Origin of the sequence: Pseudomonas sp. JS3066, assembly GCF_036328175.1 — a bacterium.
Lineage (GTDB): Bacteria > Pseudomonadota > Gammaproteobacteria > Pseudomonadales > Pseudomonadaceae > Metapseudomonas.
Genome location: NZ_CP143312.1, coordinates 3,963,919 through 3,983,783 on the forward strand (window position 1 = coordinate 3,963,919; position 19,865 = coordinate 3,983,783).

Here is a 19,865-nt window from a genome sequence, read left to right on the forward strand (position 1 = left end):
CCATGTCCCGACGCCTCTTCATCGACCTGGCCTGCCTGGCCACCTTCGCGCTGATGCCCCTGGTGGCGGCGCTGTTCGACGAACCCTTCCTGGTCAGTCTGTTCACGCGCCTGGCCATCTACGGCATGGCCGCCGCCAGCCTGGATTTGCTGATCGGCTACGGCGCCCTGGTCAGCTTCGGCCACGCGGCCTTCTTCGGCCTGGGCGGCTACGTGGTCGGCATCATCGCCTTCCATAGCTCGCAGGCGATGCCGCTGTGGGGCTGGGAAGGCAGCAACAGCGCGCTCATCGTCTGGCCGCTGGCCCTGCTCTGCTGCGCCCTGCTGGGCCTGGTGATGGGCTACCTGTCGCTGCGTACCAGCGGCGTACAGTTCATCATGATCACCCTCGCCTTCAGCCAGATGCTCTACTTCATCCTCGGCTCGCTGTCGCTCTATGGTGGCGACGACGGCATCCTGATGAACGAGCGCAACAGCCTGCCCGGCCTCGACCTGAACGACGCCAACCAGTTCTATTACCTCTGCGTGGCCCTGCTGGTGACCTGGCTGCTGTTCTGCCGGCGCCTGGTCGGGTCGCGCTTCGGCTTCGTCCTGCGCGGCCTCAAGCAGAGCGAGCGACGCACCATCAGCCTCGGTCTGAAACCCCTGCGCTACCGCCTCACCACCTTCGTCATCGCCGGCCTCGGCGCGGGCCTGGCCGGCGTGCTCTGGGCCAACTACGCGCTGTTCGTCAGCCCTGACATGGGCGCCTGGCAGAAGTCCGGCGAGCTGATGGCGATGGTCATCCTCGGTGGCGTCGGTACCCTCCTCGGCCCGGTGCTGGGGGCGGCCGCCTACCTCGGTCTGGAACAGCTGCTGAGCCTGTGGACCGAGCACTGGCTGCTGATCTTCGGCCCCCTCCTGCTGCTGGTAGTGCTGTTCGGCCGCCAGGGCATCTACGGCCTGCTGATGGCCCGCCAGCGGCCGCGCAAGGCTTACTCCAAGTCCTCCCCTGTCGCCACCACCCGTGAGGTGCATCCATGAGCGCGCAACTGTCCATCCGTGGCCTGGAGAAGGCGTTCGGTGCAGTGAAAGCCACTAACGGCGCCAACCTGGAGCTGGCCGCTGGCGAGTTGCACGCGATCATCGGCCCCAACGGCGCGGGCAAGTCGACGCTTATCTCGCAGATCGCCGGGGAAATCCGGCCGGACAAGGGGCAGATCCTCTTCGCCGGCCGGGACATCACCGAAGTGCCGGCCCATGAGCGGCCGCGCCTGGGCCTGGCCCGCTCCTTCCAGGTCAGCCAGCTCTACGCGGACTTCAGCCTGCTGGAGAACGTCGCCGTGGCCATCGCCGCTCGCGAAGGCAAGAGTTTCGGCATGTGGCGCCCGCTGTCCCGCGACCGCAGCTTGCTGGACCCGGCCCAGGACTACCTGGAACAGGTCGGCCTCGGCCACCGCGCGCAGGACCTGGTTAGCGAGCTGTCCCACGGTGAACGCCGCCAGCTGGAGCTAGCCCTGGCGCTGGCCCAGGAGGCATCTGTCCTGCTGCTGGACGAACCCATGGCGGGCATGGGTGCGGAAGAATCCGCGCGGATGACCGATCTGCTCCAGTCGCTCAAGGGGCGCTACGCCATCCTGCTGGTGGAGCACGACATGGATGCCGTGTTCGCCCTGGCCGACCGCATCACCGTGCTGGTCTATGGCCAGACGATCCTCACCGGCTCCGTCGAAGAAGTCCGCAGCAACGCGCAGGTCCGCGCCGCCTACCTGGGGGAAGAACATGCTTGAAGTCAGTGGATTGCAGGCCGGCTACGGTCTGAGCCAGGTGTTGTTCGACATGCACCTGACGATCGAACAGGGTCAGGTGGTCTCACTGATCGGCCGCAACGGCATGGGCAAGACCACCACCGTGAAATCCATCATGGGCCTGCTCAAGCCCAGTGCCGGGAGCATCCGCATACACGGCCAGGAGATGCGCGGCGCCACGCCCTACCGCATCGCCCAGGCGGGCCTCGGCCTGGTGCCGGAGGGCCGCCGCACCTTCGGCAGCCTGAGCGTGAAGGAGAACCTGCTGGCTACCGCCACCAAGGGCGGCAAGTGGGACCTGGCACGCATCTACGCCCTGTTCCCGCGCCTGGAAGAGCGCCAGGAGCAGTTGTCGAAGACCCTCTCCGGAGGCGAGCAGCAGATGCTGGTCGTCGGCCGCGCGCTGATGACCAACCCGCAGTTGCTGATCCTCGACGAAGCCACCGAAGGCTTGGCCCCGGTGATCCGCGAGACCATCTGGAACTGCCTGGTGACCCTCAAGGCAGAGGGCGAGACCATCCTGGTCATCGACAAGAACCTCAAGGAGATGGCGCGGGTGGTCGATCGCCACCACATCATCGAGAAGGGCCGACAGGTCTGGCAGGGCACGCCGGACCAGCTCGCCGCGACACCGGAGTTGTCGCATCGATACCTGGGCGTCTGACCAACGCCCAGCCTCCCGGCCCGTAGTCAAGACGGACCGGTAATCCCGACGCAATCCGCTCCCCACCGGCTCAGCAAAAGCCGGCGGCGGACGGGTGCGCCCTGAAAACCAGAAGAAGAAGAGCCTTGCGATGATCTACAAGTCCCGTGCGTTCCCGATCCTCTTGAGCACCCTCCCGCTTTCCGCCCTGGCTGCAGAGTCCGGCTTCATCGCGGATTCCACCGCCACGCTGCAACTGCGCAACTATTACTTCAGTCGCGATTTCTCCGACATCGTCGGGCCGAACCAGCAGTCCAAGGCCGAGGAATGGGCCCAGGGCTTCATCCTCAACTTCAAGTCCGGCTACACGCCCGGCCCGGTCGGTTTCGGCATCGATGCCATCGGCACCCTCGGCATCAAGCTCGACAGCAGTCCCGACCGGGTGAACACCGGCCTGCTGCCGGTGCAGGAAGATGGCGAGGCCGCCGACGACTACAGCCGCCTGGGCGTGGCCGGCAAAATGCGCGTGTCGAAGACCGAGCTGAAAGTCGGCGAACTGCAACCCAACCTGCCCGTGCTGATGTTCAGCGACATCCGCCTGCTGCCGCCCAGCTACCAGGGTGCCAGCATCACCTCCACCGAGATCGCCGGGCTGACCTTGCAAGGCGGCCATCTGACCGGTACAAGCCTGCGCAACGAGGCCGGCGACGACAAGATCCAGGCTCAGATCGGCTACCAGCCGCAACGGCAGGCTTCCAGCGATGCCTTCAACTACGCCGGTGCCGACTACGCCTTCAACGCCAACCGCACCACGGTGGGTACCTGGTACGCGCAGCTCGAAGACATCTACGACCAGCGCCTGATCAGCCTCAAGCACGCCGAGCCGGTGGGTGACTGGGTGCTGGGCGCCAACATGGGCTTCTACGATTCTTCCGAGGACGGCAAGAAGCTGATCGGCGAGGTCGACAACCAGGCCTTCTACTCTCTGCTCTCGGCCAAGCGAGGCGGCCATACCTTCTTCGTCGGCTACCAGGGTATGTACGGCGACCAGGGCTTCCCCAAGGTGTTCGCCAACATCACGCCGCTGGGCAACGAAGTGCCGACCTACGAGTTCGCCTCGGCGGATGAGCGCTCCTGGCAGGTGCGCCATGACTACGACTTCGCCGCCCTCGGCATCCCCGGCCTGACCACCACGGTGCGCTACATCAAGGGCGACAACGTGGATACCGGTAAGGGCTTCGAAGGCGAGGACTGGGAACGCGACCTGGATATCGGCTACGTGATCCAGAGCGGCTCGCTCAAGGGGTTGGGCGTGCGCATCCGCAATGTCACCGCACGTTCCAACTATCGCACCGACATCGACGAGAACCGTCTGATCCTCAACTACACCCTGGCACTGTTCTAAGCCCTGTTGGGGCGAATAAATTCGCCCCAACAGGTTTCTTGCCCACAGTCCCTGCCCCGACAAGGAAACCGCCATGCCCCGAAAATCCCTGGCCGCCCTGCTGCTCTGTCTCGGCGGACTCTTCATGCTCGCTGCCTGGTTGCTGGCCAGCTCCTGGCCCCTGCTCCTGGCGAGCGCCTGCACCCTTTGTGGTGGGCTGCTCTACCACCACCTGCCAGCCCGGGTAGTCGAGGTCCCGCTGAACCAACCGGCGCCGGAACCGCTACCCGCTCCACCGCCCGCGCTGGAAATCCCGGTAGCGCCGGTCCTAACCCTACCCCTCGAACACCTGCTGGCCCGCCTGGCCGACCTTGGCCTGGCCATCGCCGAAAGCGCGGAAGACATGCAACAGGCCAACAGCCTGGCTCGCCAGGCGGGCGAGAACTTGCAGCTCTCCACCAACAGCATCGAGGACTCGAAAAACTCCATCGGCGAACTGGGCCAGTACATGGGACATATCACTGAAGTGTTCAACGACCTCAGCGATCAGTCACAGCGCATCGGCTCCATCGTCGGCAGCATCCAGGAGATCGCCAAACAGACCAACCTGCTGGCTCTCAACGCCGCCATTGAAGCGGCACGCGCTGGCGAACAGGGCCGTGGATTCGCCGTGGTGGCAGACGAGGTGCGCCACCTCGCCCGCCGTGCCAACGAGGCGAGCGAACAGATCAGGGAGATTGTCGGAGGCTTGCAACAGGCCTCGGAAAACGCACGTACGGGCCTTGCACAAGTGGACGGTTCGACCCGCGCCGGCCTGGAGAAATCCGCCATCGCCCTGCAGGCCCTGGCGGAGATGAAGCGCGTTGCCACCACCCGCTACGAAATCGTCCAGCGCATCATGCAGCGGCTGGACGAGAAGCAGCGGATCACCAGGCAGCTGAGGGGGTTGGTGGGTTGATCACCGCTGCTTTCCTTGTAGGGGCGAATTCATTCGCTATGTCTGCGTTAGCTGTTGCGAGAGATTGACCATCAGGCCAAGAGCCTTGTAGGAGCTGGCTTGCCAGCGAAACGCGGCCATTCGCTGGCAAGCCAGCTCCTACGGGCAATGCAGCTCCTTGCAAGACGTAATGCAGACATAGCCAATGAATTCGCACCTTCTACAGGCTCACCCATTCAGGCCCATGAGTTCGCACACTGCCCGATACAGCTGCGTCCCCGGCTGGCCTAGCTCCAGCACGACATCGAAGTGGTTCTTGCCCGGTGCGGCCACGAAGCGACCTGGCAGCCCCCTCGCGATCCAGGCGTCGAGGAACTCGTGGGACTGGCGCGCAAATTCCGCCGTTTCCTGCGCGCCATAGCTGATCACCAGCTCGGCTCCCCGCGTCGGCAAATGGAAAGTCGGGCTGTTGCGCCGCGCCGCCGCTTCGTCCATTCCCATCCAGCCATTGATATGCGTTTCCAGCAACGGTCGCAGATCAAACAGCCCACTGATGGGGAGCGCACCACGCAGCACACTGTCCGGCACGCCATAGCGTCCGTGCCAGCCTCCAGCCAGCAGCATCCCGGTGAGGTGCCCGCCCGCCGAGCTGCCGCTCGCATACAGGAGCTGCGGATCGCCGCCGAAATCGGCGATATGCCGGTGCAGCCAGGCCAGCGAGCGGCGGGTCTGGTCGACGATGTGATCGAGGGTCACGGCCGGAGCCAGGTCGTAGTCCAGCACCACCACGCAAGCGCCGGCAGCGGTCAGGGCTGGCGCCATGAATGCCGAATCGGCCTTGGAAAGGGCACGCCAATAGCCGCCATGGATGAACAACAGCACCGGCGCGTTCGGCTGCTCGGCAGGGAAGATATCCAACCGCTCACCGGTACCCGGCCCGTAGGACACATCCTTGAAGCACTTCAGGCTCGCGTGGGCTGAGTCGCTCAGTGCGCGGTACTGGCGCGGGTACTGATCGAAGTCTTCGACGCTGGCGCGAGCGTTGTATTGCACGTCGTAGTAAGCGGCCAGTTCGGCCGGATCACTGGGGCGGGTCATGGGCACCTCCGATGGTTGTCCGTCGATTAGGCGGCATCCCGTGGAATGGCGAAATCCGGATAGTCGGGGATGGCTATCCGGGGAGTCAGGGGTGCTCATTTGTGGGAGAGAATTCATTCGCGAAAGGCCTAGCGCGGGGTCAACCACCCTCCCCCTGGCCCCTCTCCCGAAAGGAGAGAGGTGACTCGCGCCGGGCACTCACCAGCCATCCTGCTTGGACAGCCCCCTCTCCCTCTGGGAGAGGGTTGGGGTGAGGGAAGCGGCGTTCGGCCACGCCCCGACGGCCGATCCAGGTTGACTAGCCGCCCATAAAAAAGCCGGCCAATCGGCCGGCTCAAACAGCGGGGGAACCAGCCTCCCCCGCCGATTCGGTGACTCAGGCTTCGGCGCGAACGCGGTCGCGGATGGCTTCCTGCTCTGGGCTCGGGGCCTTCTGCAACTGGAAGTCGAAGTCGATTTCGGCGAAGCGATCCACAGCGCCACGGGCGGCAGCAGCGGCGGCGTCCTCGGTGAATCGGATCTCGCCCACCAGCCCGTCGCGGGTGGCATAGGCGAAGTCGTCCCACAGGTATTCGTCGCCCGACAGGTTGATCTGGGTGGTCAGGTGGCGATAGCCCGGTGCGGAGATGAAGAAGTGGATGTGTGCCGGACGATTGCCGTGGCGGCCCAGGTGGTTCAGCACTTCCTGGGTGGTGCCATCCGGCGGGCAGCCGTAGCCGGACGGCACGATGCTGCGGGCGCGGTAGCGGCCATCGGCATCGGTGACGATGCGGCGACGCAGGTTGTAGTCCGACTGGGTGGTGTCGAAGTAGGAGTAGGTGCCCTTGGTGTTGGCGTGCCACAGGTCGACCACGGCACCGGCGATCGGTTTGCCATCGGCGTCTTTGACCTGGCCCTGGAGGAACATCACGGTACCGGCATCGGTGCCGTCGTCCATGCGGGTTTCACCTTCGGACAGCGGCGCGCCGGCCACGTACAGCGGGCCTTCGATGGTGCGCGGGGTGCCGCCGGACAGGCCGGCCTGCTCGTCCTGGGCATCCAGCAGGAGGTCCAGGTAGTGCTCCAGGCCAAGGCCGGCTACCAGCAGGCCGGCTTCGCCACGGGCGCCCATGCGGTTGAAGTAGTCCACCGCTTTCCAGAACTCTTCGGTGGTGACTTCCAGGTCTTCGATGATTTTGATGGTGTCGACCAGGATGCGGTTCACCAGCTTCTTCATGCGCTGGCTGCCCTGGTCGTTGTTGAAGCCGCTCACTTCCTGGAAGAACTTCTGGACGCTTTCGGTACTGGACAGTTTGATAGTCATGGCTATTTCCTCATCTTGTTGTTATCGGGCGCGAATCGATCAGCGATCGTCTTCGTGAATCGATGACGGGTGGCGGCAGAGGCCGTCCACCTCGATCTCCATGTAGGGGAACAGCGGCAGCTGCATCAGGGTGTCGTGCAGCTCCTCGACGCTGGCGAGGTCGAACACGCTGTAGTTGGCGTAGTGACCGGCGATGCGCCACAGGTGGCGCCACTTGCCCTCACGCTGCAGGCGCTGGGCCAGTTCTTTCTCGTCGGCCTTGAGCTTGGCCGCCTTGGTGGGGTCCATGTCGACCGGCAGTTTTACGGTCATCTTCACGTGGAACAGCATGGAAAGATCTCCTGTTTACTTGCGGCGGAAGAACGCCAGGCGCTCTTCGTCCAGGGCCAGGCCAAGGCCCGGGGTACGCGGCACGTGCAGCTGGAAGTCGCGGTAGACCGGCGCTTCGGTGACGATTTCCTCGGTCAGCAGCAGTGGGCCGAACAGCTCGGTGTGCCAGGTCAGTTGCTTGAGGGTGACGAAGGCATGGGCCGACGCCAGGGTGCCGATGGAGCCTTCCAGCATGGTGCCGCCATACAGGGCGATACCGGCCGCCTCGGCGATCTGGGCGGTGCGCAGCACGGCACGTGGGCCACCGTTCTTGGCAATTTTCAGGGCAAAGATGCTGGCGGCGCCGTCGGCAGCCAGGCTGAAGGCGTCCTCGACGCTTTCGATGGACTCGTCGGCCATGATCGGCGCCGGGCTGCGCTGGTTCAGGCGTACCTGGCCGGAACGGTTGATGCGCGAAATGGGCTGTTCGATCAGGTCGATGCCGTTATCACCAAGGATATGGCAGGCACGCAGGGCAACGGATTCGTCCCAGGCCTGGTTGACGTCGACACGCACGCTGGCGTTGTCGCCCAGGGCCTGCTTGATGGCGATCACGTGCTTGAGGTCGCGGTTCACTTCACCCGCGCCGATCTTCAGTTTGAAGATGCGGTGACGGCGGATTTCCAGCATGTGCTCGGCTTCGGCGATGTCCTTGGCGGTATCCCCGCTGGCCAGGGTCCAGGCCACTTCCAGGCCGTCACGCACGCGGCCGCCGAGCAGTTCGCTCACCGGCAGGCCGAGGCGCTTGCCCTGGGCGTCGAGCAGTGCGCTTTCCAGGCCGGACTTGGCGAAGGTGTTGCCCTTGGCGGCCTTGTCCAGGCGCAGCATGGCGGCATTGATGTTGCTGGCGTCCTGGCCGATCAGCAGCGGCGCGAGGTGGCTGTCGATGTTCTGCTTGATGCTCTCCGGGCTTTCGTTGCCGTAGGCCAGCCCACCGATGGTGGTGGACTCGCCGATGCCTTCGATGCCATCGGAGCAGCGCAGGCGGATCACCACCAGGGTCTGGTTCTGCATGGTGTGCATGGCCAGCTTGTGCGGGCGGATGGTCGGCAGGTCGACGATGATCGTCTCGACGCTTTCGATCAGGACTTGGCTCACTTCAATACCCATCAGGTTCGTTTCATCTGGTCCCGATAGTGGCCGCGACAAATCGCGGGGTCCAATATAGAGTTTGTCTAGCACGATACCTACAGGGTATCGACAAACCCGAAAAGTCACCGCCCCGGAGTCACCATGGAGCTTCGCCACCTGCGCTACTTCCAGGCGCTTGCCGAAACCCTCAATTTCACCCGTGCCGCCGAGCGCCTGCACATCGCTCAACCCCCACTGAGCCGGCAGATACAGCAACTCGAAGAGGAGCTCGGGGTGGCATTGCTGGACCGTGGCAGACCCCTGCGCCTGACCGAGGCAGGACGCTTTTTCCATGAGCACTCCAGCACCCTCCTCGAGCAGCTGACGAAGGTTTGTGACAATACCCGCCGCATTGGGTCAGGCGAAAAAGCCTGGCTCGGCATCGGCTTCGCGCCCTCCACCCTCTACGGTGTGCTGCCCGATCTGATCCGTCGTTTGCGCAGCGACGCCGGGCTGGAACTGGGCCTGTCGGAGATGACCACCCTGCAACAGGTGGACTCGCTCAAGGCCGGGCGCATCGACGTCGGCTTCGGCCGCATCCACATCAATGATCCGGCCATCCAGCAAGAGGTGCTGACCCTCGACCCGCTAGTGGCCGCCCTCCCCGCCGGACATCCGCTTCTACCCGGCCCGGTGAGCCTTACCGACCTGGCCCAGGAGCCTTTCGTGCTCTATCCGGGCAACCCACGGCCAAGCTATGCCGACCATGTGCTGGCACTGTTCGCGGCCTACGGCCTGCAGATCGAAGTGGCGCAATGGACCAACGAACTGCAGACCGCCATCGGCCTGGTCGCCGCCGGCATCGGCATCACCCTGGTACCGGCCTCGGTGCAGGTGCTGCACCGCATCGACATCGGCTACGCCAACCTGCAGGAAGCCCAGGCCACCTCCCCCATCATCATCAGCCGCCGTGTGGGCGATGCCTCCCCGGCGCTGACCCATTGCCTGGATCTGATCGAAGAGCTGTCCGAAGGGCATATCGGTGCCTGAGCGTGCTCGGGGCCCCTGCGCTGCCCTTGGCGAATAAATTCACGCCCACAAGAGAGCGGCCGAAGCGCCCCTACAACAAGAAAAAAAGCCCGCAAAGGAGTGGAACGGGCTGAGGTAAAGCTAAAAAGGGTTTTCGCCTACTGCAGCGGCGAGAACTTCGCCGGCAGGTAGACGGTGGAATGCATTTCACGCAGTTGCGGCCCGGAGTTCTCCGGTGGCCACACGCCGTCCTCGACGGCTCGCGTGCGGACATCCAGCCGCTGTTCCAGGGTCGCGTAGGGCCAGATGTGCAGGTAACGCGGCGTGCGTCCGTCGGTGGCGTAGAAGGCCGCGTAGACCTGTGAATAACTTTCTCCGGTACGCGGCGCGACGGCCTTTTTCCAGCCTTCCAGGGTGGGGGTCAGACCGGAGGGAATCAGGTTGTATTCGCGCAGTTCGTAGAAGGGGCCGTGGGCGCCCGGCGCGAGGGGTTCGAGGAAGGGAAACAAGCTGTAGTTCTCCACCTTCATGTCGAGCATGAACTCCTCGATGCCGAATGCATCCCGCGCCAGCAGGTAGCGCTCGCGCTCGGCCTGACGGGCCTGTTCGTCGCTGAAGCCGCGCAGCACGGCGACCTGGTTCAGGGGGCCGATTTCCGAGGACCAGCAGCCGACCAATGTGCAGCCCGGCAGCGCTTCGGCAAGGGTGGATTCCAGGCGCGCCAGGGTCGCGGCGGGAGTACGCACGCGCAGGGTGAAGGTGATGAGTTCGTAGAGTCGCATCGGAGTCTCGCTGCCAGGTAAGAATGCGGGGCCGACCGTTTTCGACCGGCCCCGCAGGGTCAGAACTTGAAGGTATAAGTGGTGATCAGGCGGTTTTCCTGATAGTCCGGACCCGAGGCACTGCCGTTGCCGTAGCGTGTCTTGACGTCGATGTTGCGCCACTCGAAACCGACGCCCCTGAGCGGGCCGCTCTGCACCACGTAGCTGAGGTAGATGTTGCGTTCGCTCTCGACGTTCTGGTCCAGGGCGTTGTTGCCACGGTCGATGCCGGTGCCTCGCAGGTAGCGGGTCATCAGCTTCAGGCCGGGCACGCCGTAGGCGGCAAAGTCGAGGTCGTAGCGCAGCTGCCAGGAGCTTTCGTTGGGTTTTACGAAACCGACGGTGGACCAGTTCACCAGATACGGCTGCGGCGCGTAGCCGTTGAGGGTTGGGAAGACGCTCTCGCCGAGCATGCGCTGGTAGCCGACGCCGATGGCGTGGGGGCCCTTGCGCAGGGTGGTCATCGCGCCGTAGGAGCGGTTGTCGATATCGCCGTACAACGCCTTGCCGTCTTCGCTGTTGTCGAAGTAGCGCAGGTCTGTCTTCAGGCCATAGCCGCCACCCAGGTCAGCGGTATGGGTCGCGCCCAGGTAATGCTGCTGGTAGATGTCTTCCAGCTGGCCGTAGAAGTAGCTGGCGGTAAGGCTCGGGGTGAAGGCGTAGGTGGCACCGCCGAAATTCAGGCCATCGCTGCGGCGTTTGATGTCCGGCCCATTGAACAGGTACATCTTCTCGCGGTTGGACGATTCGCGACTGCTGATCTCGGTGAAACGGCCACCGGTGAGCGTCAGCCGGTCCACTTCACGGGACTCCAGCAGGAAGCCGTGGAAAGTGGTGATCAGTTGGCGGGAATCATCGTAGAAGGCCACCGGCAGCATCGGCCGATGCTCGCCGACCTTCAACTCGGTCTTGGAGTAACGCACCTTTCCGGTCAGCGCGGCGCGGCCGTAGTCGCGCACCTGCTCACCTTTGCTGTCGTCGTAGGGAATGATGGTGTCCGGGCCGCGACCGCCGCCGCCATCGAGGCGATAGGCATATTGCCCGGATACATCCAGACCGAACTGCAAAGTGCCTTCGGTATATCCGGAGATGGCACGGAAGTCGAAACCCTGGGTCCAACTTCCAATACGCGACTTTGGCGCATCATCCTGTTTGAAATCACGATCGATATAGAAGTTGCGCAGGCCAAGGCTGATTTGCCGATCCTTCACGAAGTCCGCCTGGGCGGACATCGGCATGAGCATCCCCATCAGGCCCGCGGCAGCCACGCCGCTGGCCAGCCAGCTTTTCTGAAACATGGAAGTGATCCTTTCTTACATGTGCATGCAAGGCACATCTAGTGGGAGCAGATTAATTAGCAAGAAGTGCAACTTCGGCAGTTAATCCACAGTTTTGTTTTTATAACCACTTACTGCAAAAAAGTTGTAGCAAGGCCCGCCACCCGAACATGTACGGGCGCCCTCGATATATATAGTTATGGGTACAGCTTCAAACTGGATGAAGTACAACTTCATCCGGTATTCCGGCGATCAGCCGAAATCCATTGGCAGGCCTGCGACCCGCATCGCGAATGAATCCGCTCCTACACGCTAACCGGGTCTCGTTTGCCGTAGGAGCCAGCTTGCTGGCGAACAACCTGCGGCAGACTTTCGCGGCCCCCGCTCCTACAGGTCGATCAGCAGGCCGAGCGCGAGGCATCCCCCAGGCGGTGGTAGGCGCGGTTGAAATACACCAGGCCTTCCTGGTTCTTGCCGTGACGGATGCCCAGCACCTCGCAGTAGAAGATGGTGTGCGAGCCCACCTCATGCGCCTGGGCGATGCGGCAGTCGAAGCTCACCAGGGCGTCGTCCAGCAGCGGCGAACCGCTCTCCAGGGTGCTCCAGCTGGCGCGGGCGAAACGTTGCTCGGAGTCCAGTTCGCGGTTGGCGAAGACACCGGAGATTTCCTTCAGCTCGGCGGTCAGCACGTTCACGCTGAGCACGCCGTTCTGTTTGAAATGGCCATTGGCGAACGAGGAGCGGTTCATGCACACCAGCAGCGTCGGCGGCTGGTCGGTGACGCTGCACACAGCCGAAGCGGTAAAGCCCCAGCGGCCTGCGGTGCCATCGGTGGTGATGACTGAAACGGCGCCGCCCAGCAGCGCCATGGCATTACGGAATCCATTGGTATCGACCATGGTCTTGCCCCTCAGCTGTCAGATGTCCAGCACCAGTTTTTTCGACTTGGCCCGCGAGCAGCAGACCAGGATCTGGTCGTTGGCGGCTTTTTCTTCATCGGTCAGGTAGACGTCACGGTGGTCCGGTTCGCCTTCCAGTACGTCGCACAGGCAGGTACCGCAGACGCCCTGCTCGCAGGAAATCTCGATCTTGATACCGACGCCGGCGAGAGCGTCGACGATGCTCTGGCCCTCAGCCACCTGCACCGCCTTGCCGCTGCGCGAAGCAACGACTTCGAAGCTGTCGCCACTGGCGTCCACTTCCACCTGGAAGTACTCGCGGTGGATGTGATCGTCGGCGTAACCGGCCTTGCGTGCCTCACTGATCACCCAGTCCATGAACCCGGCCGGGCCGCAAACATAGACGTGAACATCGGCCGCTGGTTGCCCCAGCACGGCGGGCAGGTCGAGCTTCTGCTCGGCGGCCTCATCATCGAAATGGGTACGGACGCAAGCGGCGAAGTCGGCGTTTTCCAGCTCGTCGAGGAAGGCGGTACGGCTGCGCGAGCGACCGCAGTAGTGCAGCTCGAAGGCACTGTCCTTCGCGGTCAGCTCGTGGGCCATGGCGATCATCGGGGTAATGCCGATGCCACCGCCGATGAGGATCGAACGGCTCGCGCCGCCGGCCAGCGGGAAGAGGTTGCGCGGTGCGCCGATGGCGACCTCGCTGCCTTCCTGCAGCAGTTCATGGACCGCAACCGAACCGCCACGGGAAGCCGGATCGCGCAGCACGCCAAGGCGGTAGACGGAGGCGTTGGCCGGGTCACCGCAAAGGGAGTACTGGCGCACCAGGCCGGGCTTGAGGTGGATATCCACATGGGCGCCGGCTTCGAACGCCGGCAGGGGTTTGCCCGACGGGTCGGCGAGGTCGAGGATCACCACGCCCTCGCCCTGCTCCACCCGCTTGCGGACCACCAGATTCAACACTTGCTCACTCATACCGGCCTTCCCGCACCTTCAAGGTGCTGCTTGTTCTCGTTGTTACCCACCGCACTGCACGCACGGCCTTGCTTTGTCGCTTCGCGCACTTAGCGCATGAACAGTCCACCGTTCACATCCCAGGTCGCCCCGGTAGTGAAATAGGCTTCAGGACGCGCCAGCTGCACCACCAGATCGCCGAGGAAATCCGCATCGCCCAGGCGCTTGACCGGGATGTTGGCAAGCAGCCCTTCCATGCGCTCGGCCGGCACCGCTGCGCGCACGGCGGGCGATTCGATCGGCCCGGGCGCGATAGCGTTGACGGTCACACCACTGGCCGCCAGCTCCTTGGCGAAGATCTTGGTCAGGGTGACGATGGCGCCCTTGGACGCGGCGTAGTGCGCGCCCGTGGCGGTGCCGCCGTTCTGCCCGGCCAGAGAAGCCATGTTGACGATCCGCCCGTAGCCGGCGGCGGCCATGTGCGCGCCGAATACCTGGCAGCCGACGAAGACGCTGCGGGTATTGAGGCTCAGGACCCGGTCGAACTCCTCGGGGCTGATCTGCATGACCGGCGTGGTCATGGTCATGGCTGCGTTGTTCACCACCACATGCAGCGCACCGAAGCGATCCAGCGACGCCGCCAGCGCCGCCTCGAAGTCGGCCTTGCTGGCCACATCGAGTTTCAGCGCCAGGCTGCGTTCGCCGCTCGGGTCGAGCCGGTCGGCAGCGGCCTGGGCGCGTTCCAGCGACAGGTCGGAGATCACCACGGCGTAACCGGCGGCGAACAGGCGGCTGGCGATGGCGAGGCCGAGGCCCTGGGCGGCGCCGGTGACGAGTGCAATCTGACTCATGGCGCGCTCCGCAGGGTCGACTCATGGGCTCGCGAGCTAGAGCGAGACAAGGAAGAAATGGCTGAGAGAGCGGAGTTTACGTGCTGTAAATGAGCATCTCGAAGCCATTGATGACGCGGTATCGCCGACGCGCAGCAGCTCATGGATCGGCCCTCAGAGGATGTAACCGATACCGGCGAGGGTATCGGTGGAGTTGATCAGCTGGATCAGCTTGCGCTGGATCTTGAAACCCTCGCCTTCGCGCTTGAGCTGGAAGGTGATGTCGGCGGTGTAGTGCTTGAGCACGTCCTTGCGGAATTCCCGCAGGTTCTGTGCGCAGCGCACGGTGATCACGCCGTCTTCTTCGCCCAGCACGCGGAAGCGCGACAGGGCACGCACGGTGCGGGCCCGCGGGCTGGTGGAGATGGACTCGCCGCCGATCAGACGCTGCACCCGCAGTTGGCGCATGTGGTGGTCGTCGTAGGCGTAGTTCAGGGTGTTCTCGAAATCGGTCTCGGTCGGATCGATCGGAATGATGTAGGTGCCCTTGTCGGACCACAGGTTCAACCAGGCGTCGAATTCGCCGTGGTCGAGCATGTCCGCTTCCTGCCAGATGAAAGCGCTGACGTGGTTGAGCAATTCAAGGTTCATGGCTGGTCTCTTCAAACTGTGCGTTGCGTGGCCACGCCGCCCTTCTCACCGCTGGGGAGGGGCGCGCGCAGCGTCGGATGGGGTTAGGCCGACATCATCTTTTTCCACTGCTGATAGGCCGCGCGCATGCCGGTCTCGGCGCTGACGTCGCTGATCAGCCCGTCCTCGCTCGGCTTCTCGCCGGGCAGGCCGCGGTTGAGCATGATCCAGAGGTCGGTGCCCGCCTGGGCGCCCTTCTGCACACGCTCCCAGGCCTCGGAATCATCCGGGGTGCCGAAGCCCATGGGGCCCTGGAAGTGTTCGTGCAGGCGCAGCCGGTAGCGGTTGGCCACGGCCGGGCCGCCGTCCATGGTGATCACCGCGTGGTGGATCTCGGTCTCGTTCACGGAGATCGGCTGCAGCACACGGAAGAAGGCCATGGAGCAGGCCACGTTGGGGAACAGGTTGAGGTTGAAGCCGGAGCCGCCGACGGCGCGGACGATACGGCGCACCTGCTGTTCCTCGATGCCTTCGGCGCGCAGATCAATGGCCAGGGCCTCGAAACGCTCGGGGATCGGCAGGTCCAGGTTGGCTTCCAGGTCCACCAGGTCGGGGATCATCACCATCACGCTGTGGCCGTTGCCGAGGTCTTCGACGTAGCCCGGACCCTTCACGAAATCGAAGAGTTCCAGGGTTTGCTCGTCCACCGAGGACAGGAACGACTTGTGCACCAGCGGGAAGTGGTAGGCATCCGTGGTGTTTTCCAGCTGGATCTTCCAGTTGCCGGGGAAGCGGAAGCGGTGCTCACCGGAAACCTTAACGCCGTAGCCGGCACCCTGCTTCATGAACAGATCGATCCACTTTTTGGCCGGGCCGAGGAAGTCCACCAGCGGCTCGATGTCGTCCTTGAAGGTGGCAAAGATCATGCCGTTGTATTCCTCGACACGCAGGCTCACCAGCGGCAGCTCGCCCTTGTCCAGGCAATCGGCGTAGCTCTCCGGGTGCGGCACGCCGCGCAGGCTGCCGTCCAGGGCGTAGCTCCAGCCGTGGTAGGGGCAGACGAAGCTGTTGGTCTTGCCCTTCTTGTGCTCGCAGACGGTGGCGCCACGGTGACGGCAGCGGTTGAGCAGCACGTGCACGTCCTTCTTGCGGTCACGCACCACGATCACCGGCTGCTTGCCGACGTAGGTGCTCTTGTAGCTGCCGGCCTCGGGAATCTCACTGGCATGGGCGACCCAGATCCAGGTGCTGTAGAAGACCTTCTCCAGCTCTTCGTCGAAGATGCGGGCGTCGGTATAGAGGGAGGTGTGCACGCGGTCGTGCAGCACCAGGTCGGCCGGCGAGCTGGCCAGGTTCACGGTTTCGATCAGGTTGGTCACGATCACTCCTCGTCGGCGCAAGGCGTCGACTCACACAAAGTTCTTGTTGGCGGCTTCCGTAGGAGCGAGCTTGCTCGCGAACCTCGGTCGCTCCCCTTTCGCGAGCAAGGACTCGGCGTCCCCCCTCGCTCCTACACAAAGGCAGGCAGGTGTTTTCATTTGCCCGGCACCGGCAGGTGCGCGGAATCGTTCCAGGCATCCACCGGGCGGCTGAACAGGTTCTCGGTCTGGAAATGCGCCATGCGCCAGGTGCCCTCTTCCTCGCGGAACTTCACCGTCAGGCGCGCTGCATTGAGGTGCGAGGCGCCGCTGGCAAAGGTGGAGGTCTGCAACATCACCCAGCTGCCAAGCGCTTGCGCGCCTTCTACGCGAATCAGCTCGGAGCAGAGGAAGTGCACGTTCAGGGCGAAGTGCGCCGGCTCGACCATGTAGGTGGCGAACATGGCGCGGATCGCCTCACGGCCCTGGTAGCCACCGAAGCTCTTGGCGTACTTGGCACCCTTGCCTTCCCAGATGGCGTCGGCGGTGAACAGGCCGGCCAACTCATCCAGGGGCGTGCGGGCATCCAGTGCGTCGCACAGCTCCATGTAGCGGTTCATGCAGGCGCGCACGGAATGTTCGCTTTCCAGTTGGCGCAGGCGTTGCTCAAGGGCTTCGGTCATGGCGGTCACGCGCGCTGGATGATCAGTTCGCGGCCGGTACGGGCCTCGACCTTGGCGTAGCGCCAGAGTTTGTAGGTGCCGTCGCCCACCGGGGTGGTGCGGAACAGGTTGCAGGCGGCGTGCACGGTTTCGATGTCCGGTACGTCGGCCAGCAGGTAGGTGGTCCAGGGGTAGCCGGTGGACGGGCCGACCATGCTCTGGTCGTCGTCCATGTTGCCGAACACCTTCACACCGGGCAGGTCGTGGATGCCGTTCCACATTTCGCTGAAAGCAGCCCAGACCTGCAGTTGTTCTTCGCGCGGCGCATCGAAGAAGTTCTGGTTGATACCCATGCAGAACAGGACGCGCAGGGCTTTTTTATCGCTCATCAGAATCACCGATCAGTCAGTTGGAATTCACAGGTAGCCGGGCAGCGGCTTGTTGCCGAAGAAGATCGCGCCGGCGTTCTGGTAGGTCATGTCGCCCATGAAGGCGTGCTGGGTGATCACCAGGGTGTCGTTGACGAAGCGCGACAGCGGGTTGTCCCGGTACACGCCGGTCATGCCGGAGAGCATCTGCGCGGTACGCGCCACTTCGGCCGCCACGCGGGTGGCATGGGTCGAGGACAGGCGCAGCAGGTTGGTCTGTTCCACGCTCACCGGGTCGCCGGCCAGCAAGTTGGCCCAGGCGTTTTCCATGGCCTCGTAGAACCAGGCACGGGCGGCGCGCAATTCGGCTTCGGCCTTGGCCATCTGCATCTGCGCCAACGGGCGGTCGGAAAGGGCCGGGGCACCGGTGACGGAGAAACGGCCAGTGGCCATGCCGGACAGGTAGTCCAGCGCGGCACGAGCGACGCCCAGCCCCACGACAGACAGCACCTGGGTGGCGAAGGACAGGGACGGATAACGGAACATCGGTTCGTCGAGGTTGGACGGGCCACCACGGACGAAGGTCCATTCCTCGGGGACTACCACGCCATCGATCACCACGTCATGGCTGCCGGTGCCGATCAGGCCGACCACGTCCCAGGTCTCCTCGATCTTCACCTTTTCGCTCGGCATCACGGCCAGACGAGGCAGACCGACGGTGTCACCGTTCTTCGGGCTGATGCCGACACCAATCAGGTTGGCGCCCATGCAACCACTGGAGAACTTCCAGCGGCCGTTGACCTCCAGTCCGCCTTCGACGAAGACGGCCGGTTGCGGCGGGAAGATGCCACCGGCGAACACCACGTCCGGACCGTTGGCATAGATCTTTTCCAGGGTCGCCAGGGGCAGCGCCGCCAGGTACACCGGGTTCATGCCGAAGCTGGCGACCCAGCCGGCAGAGCCATCGGCGGCGGAAATGTCTTCCACCATCTGGCAGAACTCCATCGGCGAGCGCTGATCGCCTCCGAAGCGAGTGGGCACCAGAGCACGGTAGACGCCGAGCTCCTTGAAGCGCTCGATCACGTCCTGGGAAATGAATTTCTGCCGGTCGAATTCCTCGCGCCGGGCACGCTCGCGGATGTCTGCGAGCAGTGCCTGGAATCCTTCACTCGCGGTAATCGGGGTGGGGCGCTGGTAATCCAGCTCGCTTAGCGAAGACATGGGGCTCTCCAGGTGGGCTTCTTGGTTATTGTTCGAGGCGCTGCACGATCTCGCGGGCGACTGCCAGCAGCAGTTCATCCGCGCCCTTGGCGGCAACGAGTTGCAGACCCACCGGCAGCTTCGAGGCGCCCTCGAAGGGCATGCTCAATGCCGGGTGGCCAGTGAGGTTGAACGGCCGCACGAAGGCGGTCATGCCAATGGCCGCGCGGGTATCAGCAGCGTCAGCGACCAGCGCCGGGTAGTCCGGCATGGTCGGCAGCGCGAGGATCGGGCAACGCGCCAGGGCGGCATCCACTTCAGCGGTGAATGCGGCGCGGACGTCTTCGGCGTCGGCCAAGGCGGCATCGGTGGTGCCACTGGCAGCCAGCAGGCGCGAAGCGACATCGGCGCCAACCAGCCCGGTTTCCACCAGGTGGCCGCAGGCATTCCAGGTTTCCCGGTTGATGATGGCCAGGCCCGCGTCATAGGCGGCCTGCATCCCGGGCAGCGGCGCACTGAGCAGTTCGAAATCGGAGGCTTCCAGCACGGCATCCAGCGCCGCCTGCACTTCCGGATTGGCGTGTACCGGTACGACGCCGATCCGGACGCCGTTCACCGTCGGCAGTGCATCAAAGGAAGGATCGATGGCAGCCATGGCCTCGATCAGTATCTGGATGGTGTCGGCAAAGGGGCCGACGCAATCCAGAGAAGTCTGCGCCGGCATCACACCCGCACGGCTGACACGTCCGAAGGTCGGCTTGAGGCCGAACACACCGCAGCAGGCCGCCGGAACGCGCACCGAGCCACCGGTATCGGTACCCAGGGAAAAGTCGCAGAGACCCGCGGCGACGGCAGCGGCCGAACCGCTGGAGGAGCCACCGGGCACGCGTCCGGGATAACGCGGGTTTTCCGCGGTGCCGGTCCAGGCGTTGAGGCCGGTGGTGCCGAAGGCCAGTTCATGCAGGCTGGTCTTGCCGGTGATGCGGCAACCGGCATCCAGCAGCGCCTGGACTACATCGGCATGGCGCACGGCGTCGGGCGCTTCTTCCAGCGCACGACTGGAGGCACGGGTCGGGTGGCCGGCGATATCGATGGTGTCCTTCACCATCACGGTTCGCCCCGCGCCACCCAGCTCCAGTCGCTCGACCACTATCGTCATCTGCTTCACCCATTGGCGTTCTTGTTGGTGCCCGATCACCCCGTCGAGGGTGTCGATTGCGTAAATCCAGAATCGGAATAATTA

General features: G+C 64.1%; 21 protein-coding genes. 6 read left to right on the plus strand and 15 right to left on the minus strand.

Annotation, left to right across the window (positions count from 1 at the left end):
• The first annotated feature begins 2 nt into the window (after window positions 1–2).
• The 5 genes from SA496_RS18705 to SA496_RS29300 all read left to right on the plus strand — a co-directional run bounded on the left by SA496_RS18705 (window position 3) and on the right by SA496_RS29300 (window position 4,771).
• On the plus strand, window positions 3–1,022 hold the full coding sequence (locus tag SA496_RS18705; RefSeq protein ID WP_120655118.1) for a branched-chain amino acid ABC transporter permease: 1,020 nt from the start codon (window positions 3–5) through the stop codon (window positions 1,020–1,022).
• Window positions 1,019–1,768 (plus strand): ABC transporter ATP-binding protein, encoded by a 750-nt coding sequence (locus SA496_RS18710; protein ID WP_330114282.1) that lies wholly within the window; start codon window positions 1,019–1,021, stop codon window positions 1,766–1,768. Before SA496_RS18705 ends, SA496_RS18710 begins: the two co-directional genes overlap by 4 nt.
• Entirely contained in the window at window positions 1,761–2,450 is a 690-nt protein-coding gene (locus tag SA496_RS18715; RefSeq protein WP_120655116.1) for an ABC transporter ATP-binding protein, read from the plus strand. The genes SA496_RS18710 and SA496_RS18715 overlap by 8 nt, the downstream gene beginning before the upstream one ends.
• A gap of 130 nt (window positions 2,451–2,580) precedes the next feature.
• Window positions 2,581–3,834, plus strand: coding sequence for an OprD family porin (locus SA496_RS18720; RefSeq protein ID WP_120655115.1), 1,254 nt, complete (start codon window positions 2,581–2,583; stop codon window positions 3,832–3,834).
• A 382-nt stretch (window positions 3,835–4,216) separates the two neighbouring features.
• Window positions 4,217–4,771, plus strand: a complete 555-nt coding sequence (locus SA496_RS29300) for a methyl-accepting chemotaxis protein (RefSeq protein WP_256661056.1) — start codon at window positions 4,217–4,219, stop codon at window positions 4,769–4,771.
• A 207-nt stretch (window positions 4,772–4,978) separates the two neighbouring features.
• Here the strand turns inward: SA496_RS29300 and SA496_RS18730 are convergent, their stop codons facing one another.
• From SA496_RS18730 to SA496_RS18745, 4 genes are all read right to left on the minus strand, one after another.
• Entirely contained in the window at window positions 4,979–5,848 is an 870-nt protein-coding gene (locus tag SA496_RS18730) for an alpha/beta hydrolase (RefSeq protein ID WP_153918269.1), read from the minus strand.
• A gap of 376 nt (window positions 5,849–6,224) precedes the next feature.
• Complete coding sequence (gene catA / locus SA496_RS18735) at window positions 6,225–7,151, minus strand: catechol 1,2-dioxygenase (protein ID WP_120655112.1); 927 nt, start codon at window positions 7,149–7,151, stop codon at window positions 6,225–6,227.
• Between the two features lie 39 nt (window positions 7,152–7,190).
• Entirely contained in the window at window positions 7,191–7,481 is a 291-nt protein-coding gene (gene catC, locus SA496_RS18740) for a muconolactone Delta-isomerase (RefSeq protein ID WP_153918360.1), read from the minus strand.
• A gap of 15 nt (window positions 7,482–7,496) precedes the next feature.
• On the minus strand, window positions 7,497–8,618 hold the full coding sequence (locus SA496_RS18745; protein ID WP_120655383.1) for a muconate cycloisomerase family protein: 1,122 nt from the start codon (window positions 8,616–8,618) through the stop codon (window positions 7,497–7,499).
• A gap of 135 nt (window positions 8,619–8,753) precedes the next feature.
• On the opposite strand from SA496_RS18745, the gene SA496_RS18750 reads away from it, so the two are divergent.
• A complete protein-coding gene (locus tag SA496_RS18750) occupies window positions 8,754–9,641 on the plus strand; it encodes a LysR family transcriptional regulator (RefSeq protein ID WP_120655110.1) in 888 nt (295 codons plus the stop codon).
• 137 nt (window positions 9,642–9,778) lie between these two features.
• Here SA496_RS18750 and SA496_RS18755 read toward each other — a convergent pair whose 3' ends face one another.
• The 11 genes from SA496_RS18755 to SA496_RS18805 form a co-directional block, all read right to left on the minus strand.
• Window positions 9,779–10,402, minus strand: coding sequence for an NIPSNAP family protein (locus SA496_RS18755; protein ID WP_120655109.1), 624 nt, complete (start codon window positions 10,400–10,402; stop codon window positions 9,779–9,781).
• Window positions 10,403–10,461: 59 nt separating this feature from the next.
• Window positions 10,462–11,739, minus strand: a complete 1,278-nt coding sequence (locus tag SA496_RS18760; protein ID WP_330114283.1) for an OprD family porin — start codon at window positions 11,737–11,739, stop codon at window positions 10,462–10,464.
• Between the two features lie 377 nt (window positions 11,740–12,116).
• Window positions 12,117–12,617: a flavin reductase gene (locus SA496_RS18765; protein WP_120655107.1), complete on the minus strand. Its 501-nt coding sequence runs from the start codon at window positions 12,615–12,617 to the stop codon at window positions 12,117–12,119.
• Window positions 12,618–12,635: 18 nt separating this feature from the next.
• Window positions 12,636–13,595, minus strand: a complete 960-nt coding sequence (locus SA496_RS18770; RefSeq protein ID WP_330114284.1) for a PDR/VanB family oxidoreductase — start codon at window positions 13,593–13,595, stop codon at window positions 12,636–12,638.
• 89 nt (window positions 13,596–13,684) lie between these two features.
• On the minus strand, window positions 13,685–14,425 hold the full coding sequence (locus SA496_RS18775; protein WP_153918350.1) for an SDR family NAD(P)-dependent oxidoreductase: 741 nt from the start codon (window positions 14,423–14,425) through the stop codon (window positions 13,685–13,687).
• Between the two features lie 153 nt (window positions 14,426–14,578).
• Complete coding sequence (locus SA496_RS18780) at window positions 14,579–15,055, minus strand: aromatic-ring-hydroxylating dioxygenase subunit beta (RefSeq protein WP_120655104.1); 477 nt, start codon at window positions 15,053–15,055, stop codon at window positions 14,579–14,581.
• A gap of 83 nt (window positions 15,056–15,138) precedes the next feature.
• On the minus strand, window positions 15,139–16,413 hold the full coding sequence (locus tag SA496_RS18785) for an aromatic ring-hydroxylating oxygenase subunit alpha (protein ID WP_120655103.1): 1,275 nt from the start codon (window positions 16,411–16,413) through the stop codon (window positions 15,139–15,141).
• Window positions 16,414–16,568: 155 nt separating this feature from the next.
• Window positions 16,569–17,075 (minus strand): nuclear transport factor 2 family protein, encoded by a 507-nt coding sequence (locus SA496_RS18790; protein ID WP_120655382.1) that lies wholly within the window; start codon window positions 17,073–17,075, stop codon window positions 16,569–16,571.
• A 5-nt stretch (window positions 17,076–17,080) separates the two neighbouring features.
• Window positions 17,081–17,443, minus strand: coding sequence for an IacB protein (locus SA496_RS18795; RefSeq protein WP_120655102.1), 363 nt, complete (start codon window positions 17,441–17,443; stop codon window positions 17,081–17,083).
• 27 nt (window positions 17,444–17,470) lie between these two features.
• Window positions 17,471–18,643 carry an acyl-CoA dehydrogenase family protein gene (locus tag SA496_RS18800; RefSeq protein ID WP_330114285.1) on the minus strand — a complete coding sequence of 391 codons (1,173 nt, stop codon included), beginning with the start codon at window positions 18,641–18,643 and terminating at the stop codon, window positions 17,471–17,473.
• A gap of 25 nt (window positions 18,644–18,668) precedes the next feature.
• Window positions 18,669–19,781 carry an amidase gene (locus SA496_RS18805; RefSeq protein WP_330114286.1) on the minus strand — a complete coding sequence of 371 codons (1,113 nt, stop codon included), beginning with the start codon at window positions 19,779–19,781 and terminating at the stop codon, window positions 18,669–18,671.
• Between the last annotated feature and the right edge of the window lie 84 nt (window positions 19,782–19,865).

Coding starts and splice junctions, on each gene's coding strand:
- catA (WP_120655112.1), bottom strand. CDS start 7,151: ATGACTATCAAACTGTCCAGTACCGAAAGCGTCCAGAAGTTCTTCCAG.
- SA496_RS18795 (WP_120655102.1), bottom strand. CDS start 17,443: ATGAGCGATAAAAAAGCCCTGCGCGTCCTGTTCTGCATGGGTATCAAC.
- SA496_RS18750 (WP_120655110.1), top strand. CDS start 8,754: ATGGAGCTTCGCCACCTGCGCTACTTCCAGGCGCTTGCCGAAACCCTC.
- SA496_RS18755 (WP_120655109.1), bottom strand. CDS start 10,402: ATGCGACTCTACGAACTCATCACCTTCACCCTGCGCGTGCGTACTCCC.
- SA496_RS18730 (WP_153918269.1), bottom strand. CDS start 5,848: ATGACCCGCCCCAGTGATCCGGCCGAACTGGCCGCTTACTACGACGTG.
- SA496_RS18760 (WP_330114283.1), bottom strand. CDS start 11,739: ATGTTTCAGAAAAGCTGGCTGGCCAGCGGCGTGGCTGCCGCGGGCCTG.
- SA496_RS18775 (WP_153918350.1), bottom strand. CDS start 14,425: ATGAGTCAGATTGCACTCGTCACCGGCGCCGCCCAGGGCCTCGGCCTC.
- SA496_RS18705 (WP_120655118.1), top strand. CDS start 3: ATGTCCCGACGCCTCTTCATCGACCTGGCCTGCCTGGCCACCTTCGCG.
- SA496_RS18780 (WP_120655104.1), bottom strand. CDS start 15,055: ATGAACCTTGAATTGCTCAACCACGTCAGCGCTTTCATCTGGCAGGAA.
- SA496_RS18790 (WP_120655382.1), bottom strand. CDS start 17,075: ATGACCGAAGCCCTTGAGCAACGCCTGCGCCAACTGGAAAGCGAACAT.
- catC (WP_153918360.1), bottom strand. CDS start 7,481: ATGCTGTTCCACGTGAAGATGACCGTAAAACTGCCGGTCGACATGGAC.
- SA496_RS18800 (WP_330114285.1), bottom strand. CDS start 18,643: ATGTCTTCGCTAAGCGAGCTGGATTACCAGCGCCCCACCCCGATTACC.
- SA496_RS18710 (WP_330114282.1), top strand. CDS start 1,019: ATGAGCGCGCAACTGTCCATCCGTGGCCTGGAGAAGGCGTTCGGTGCA.
- SA496_RS18715 (WP_120655116.1), top strand. CDS start 1,761: ATGCTTGAAGTCAGTGGATTGCAGGCCGGCTACGGTCTGAGCCAGGTG.
- SA496_RS18765 (WP_120655107.1), bottom strand. CDS start 12,617: ATGGTCGATACCAATGGATTCCGTAATGCCATGGCGCTGCTGGGCGGC.
- SA496_RS18770 (WP_330114284.1), bottom strand. CDS start 13,595: ATGAGTGAGCAAGTGTTGAATCTGGTGGTCCGCAAGCGGGTGGAGCAG.
- SA496_RS29300 (WP_256661056.1), top strand. CDS start 4,217: ATGCAACAGGCCAACAGCCTGGCTCGCCAGGCGGGCGAGAACTTGCAG.
- SA496_RS18805 (WP_330114286.1), bottom strand. CDS start 19,781: ATGACGATAGTGGTCGAGCGACTGGAGCTGGGTGGCGCGGGGCGAACC.
- SA496_RS18720 (WP_120655115.1), top strand. CDS start 2,581: ATGATCTACAAGTCCCGTGCGTTCCCGATCCTCTTGAGCACCCTCCCG.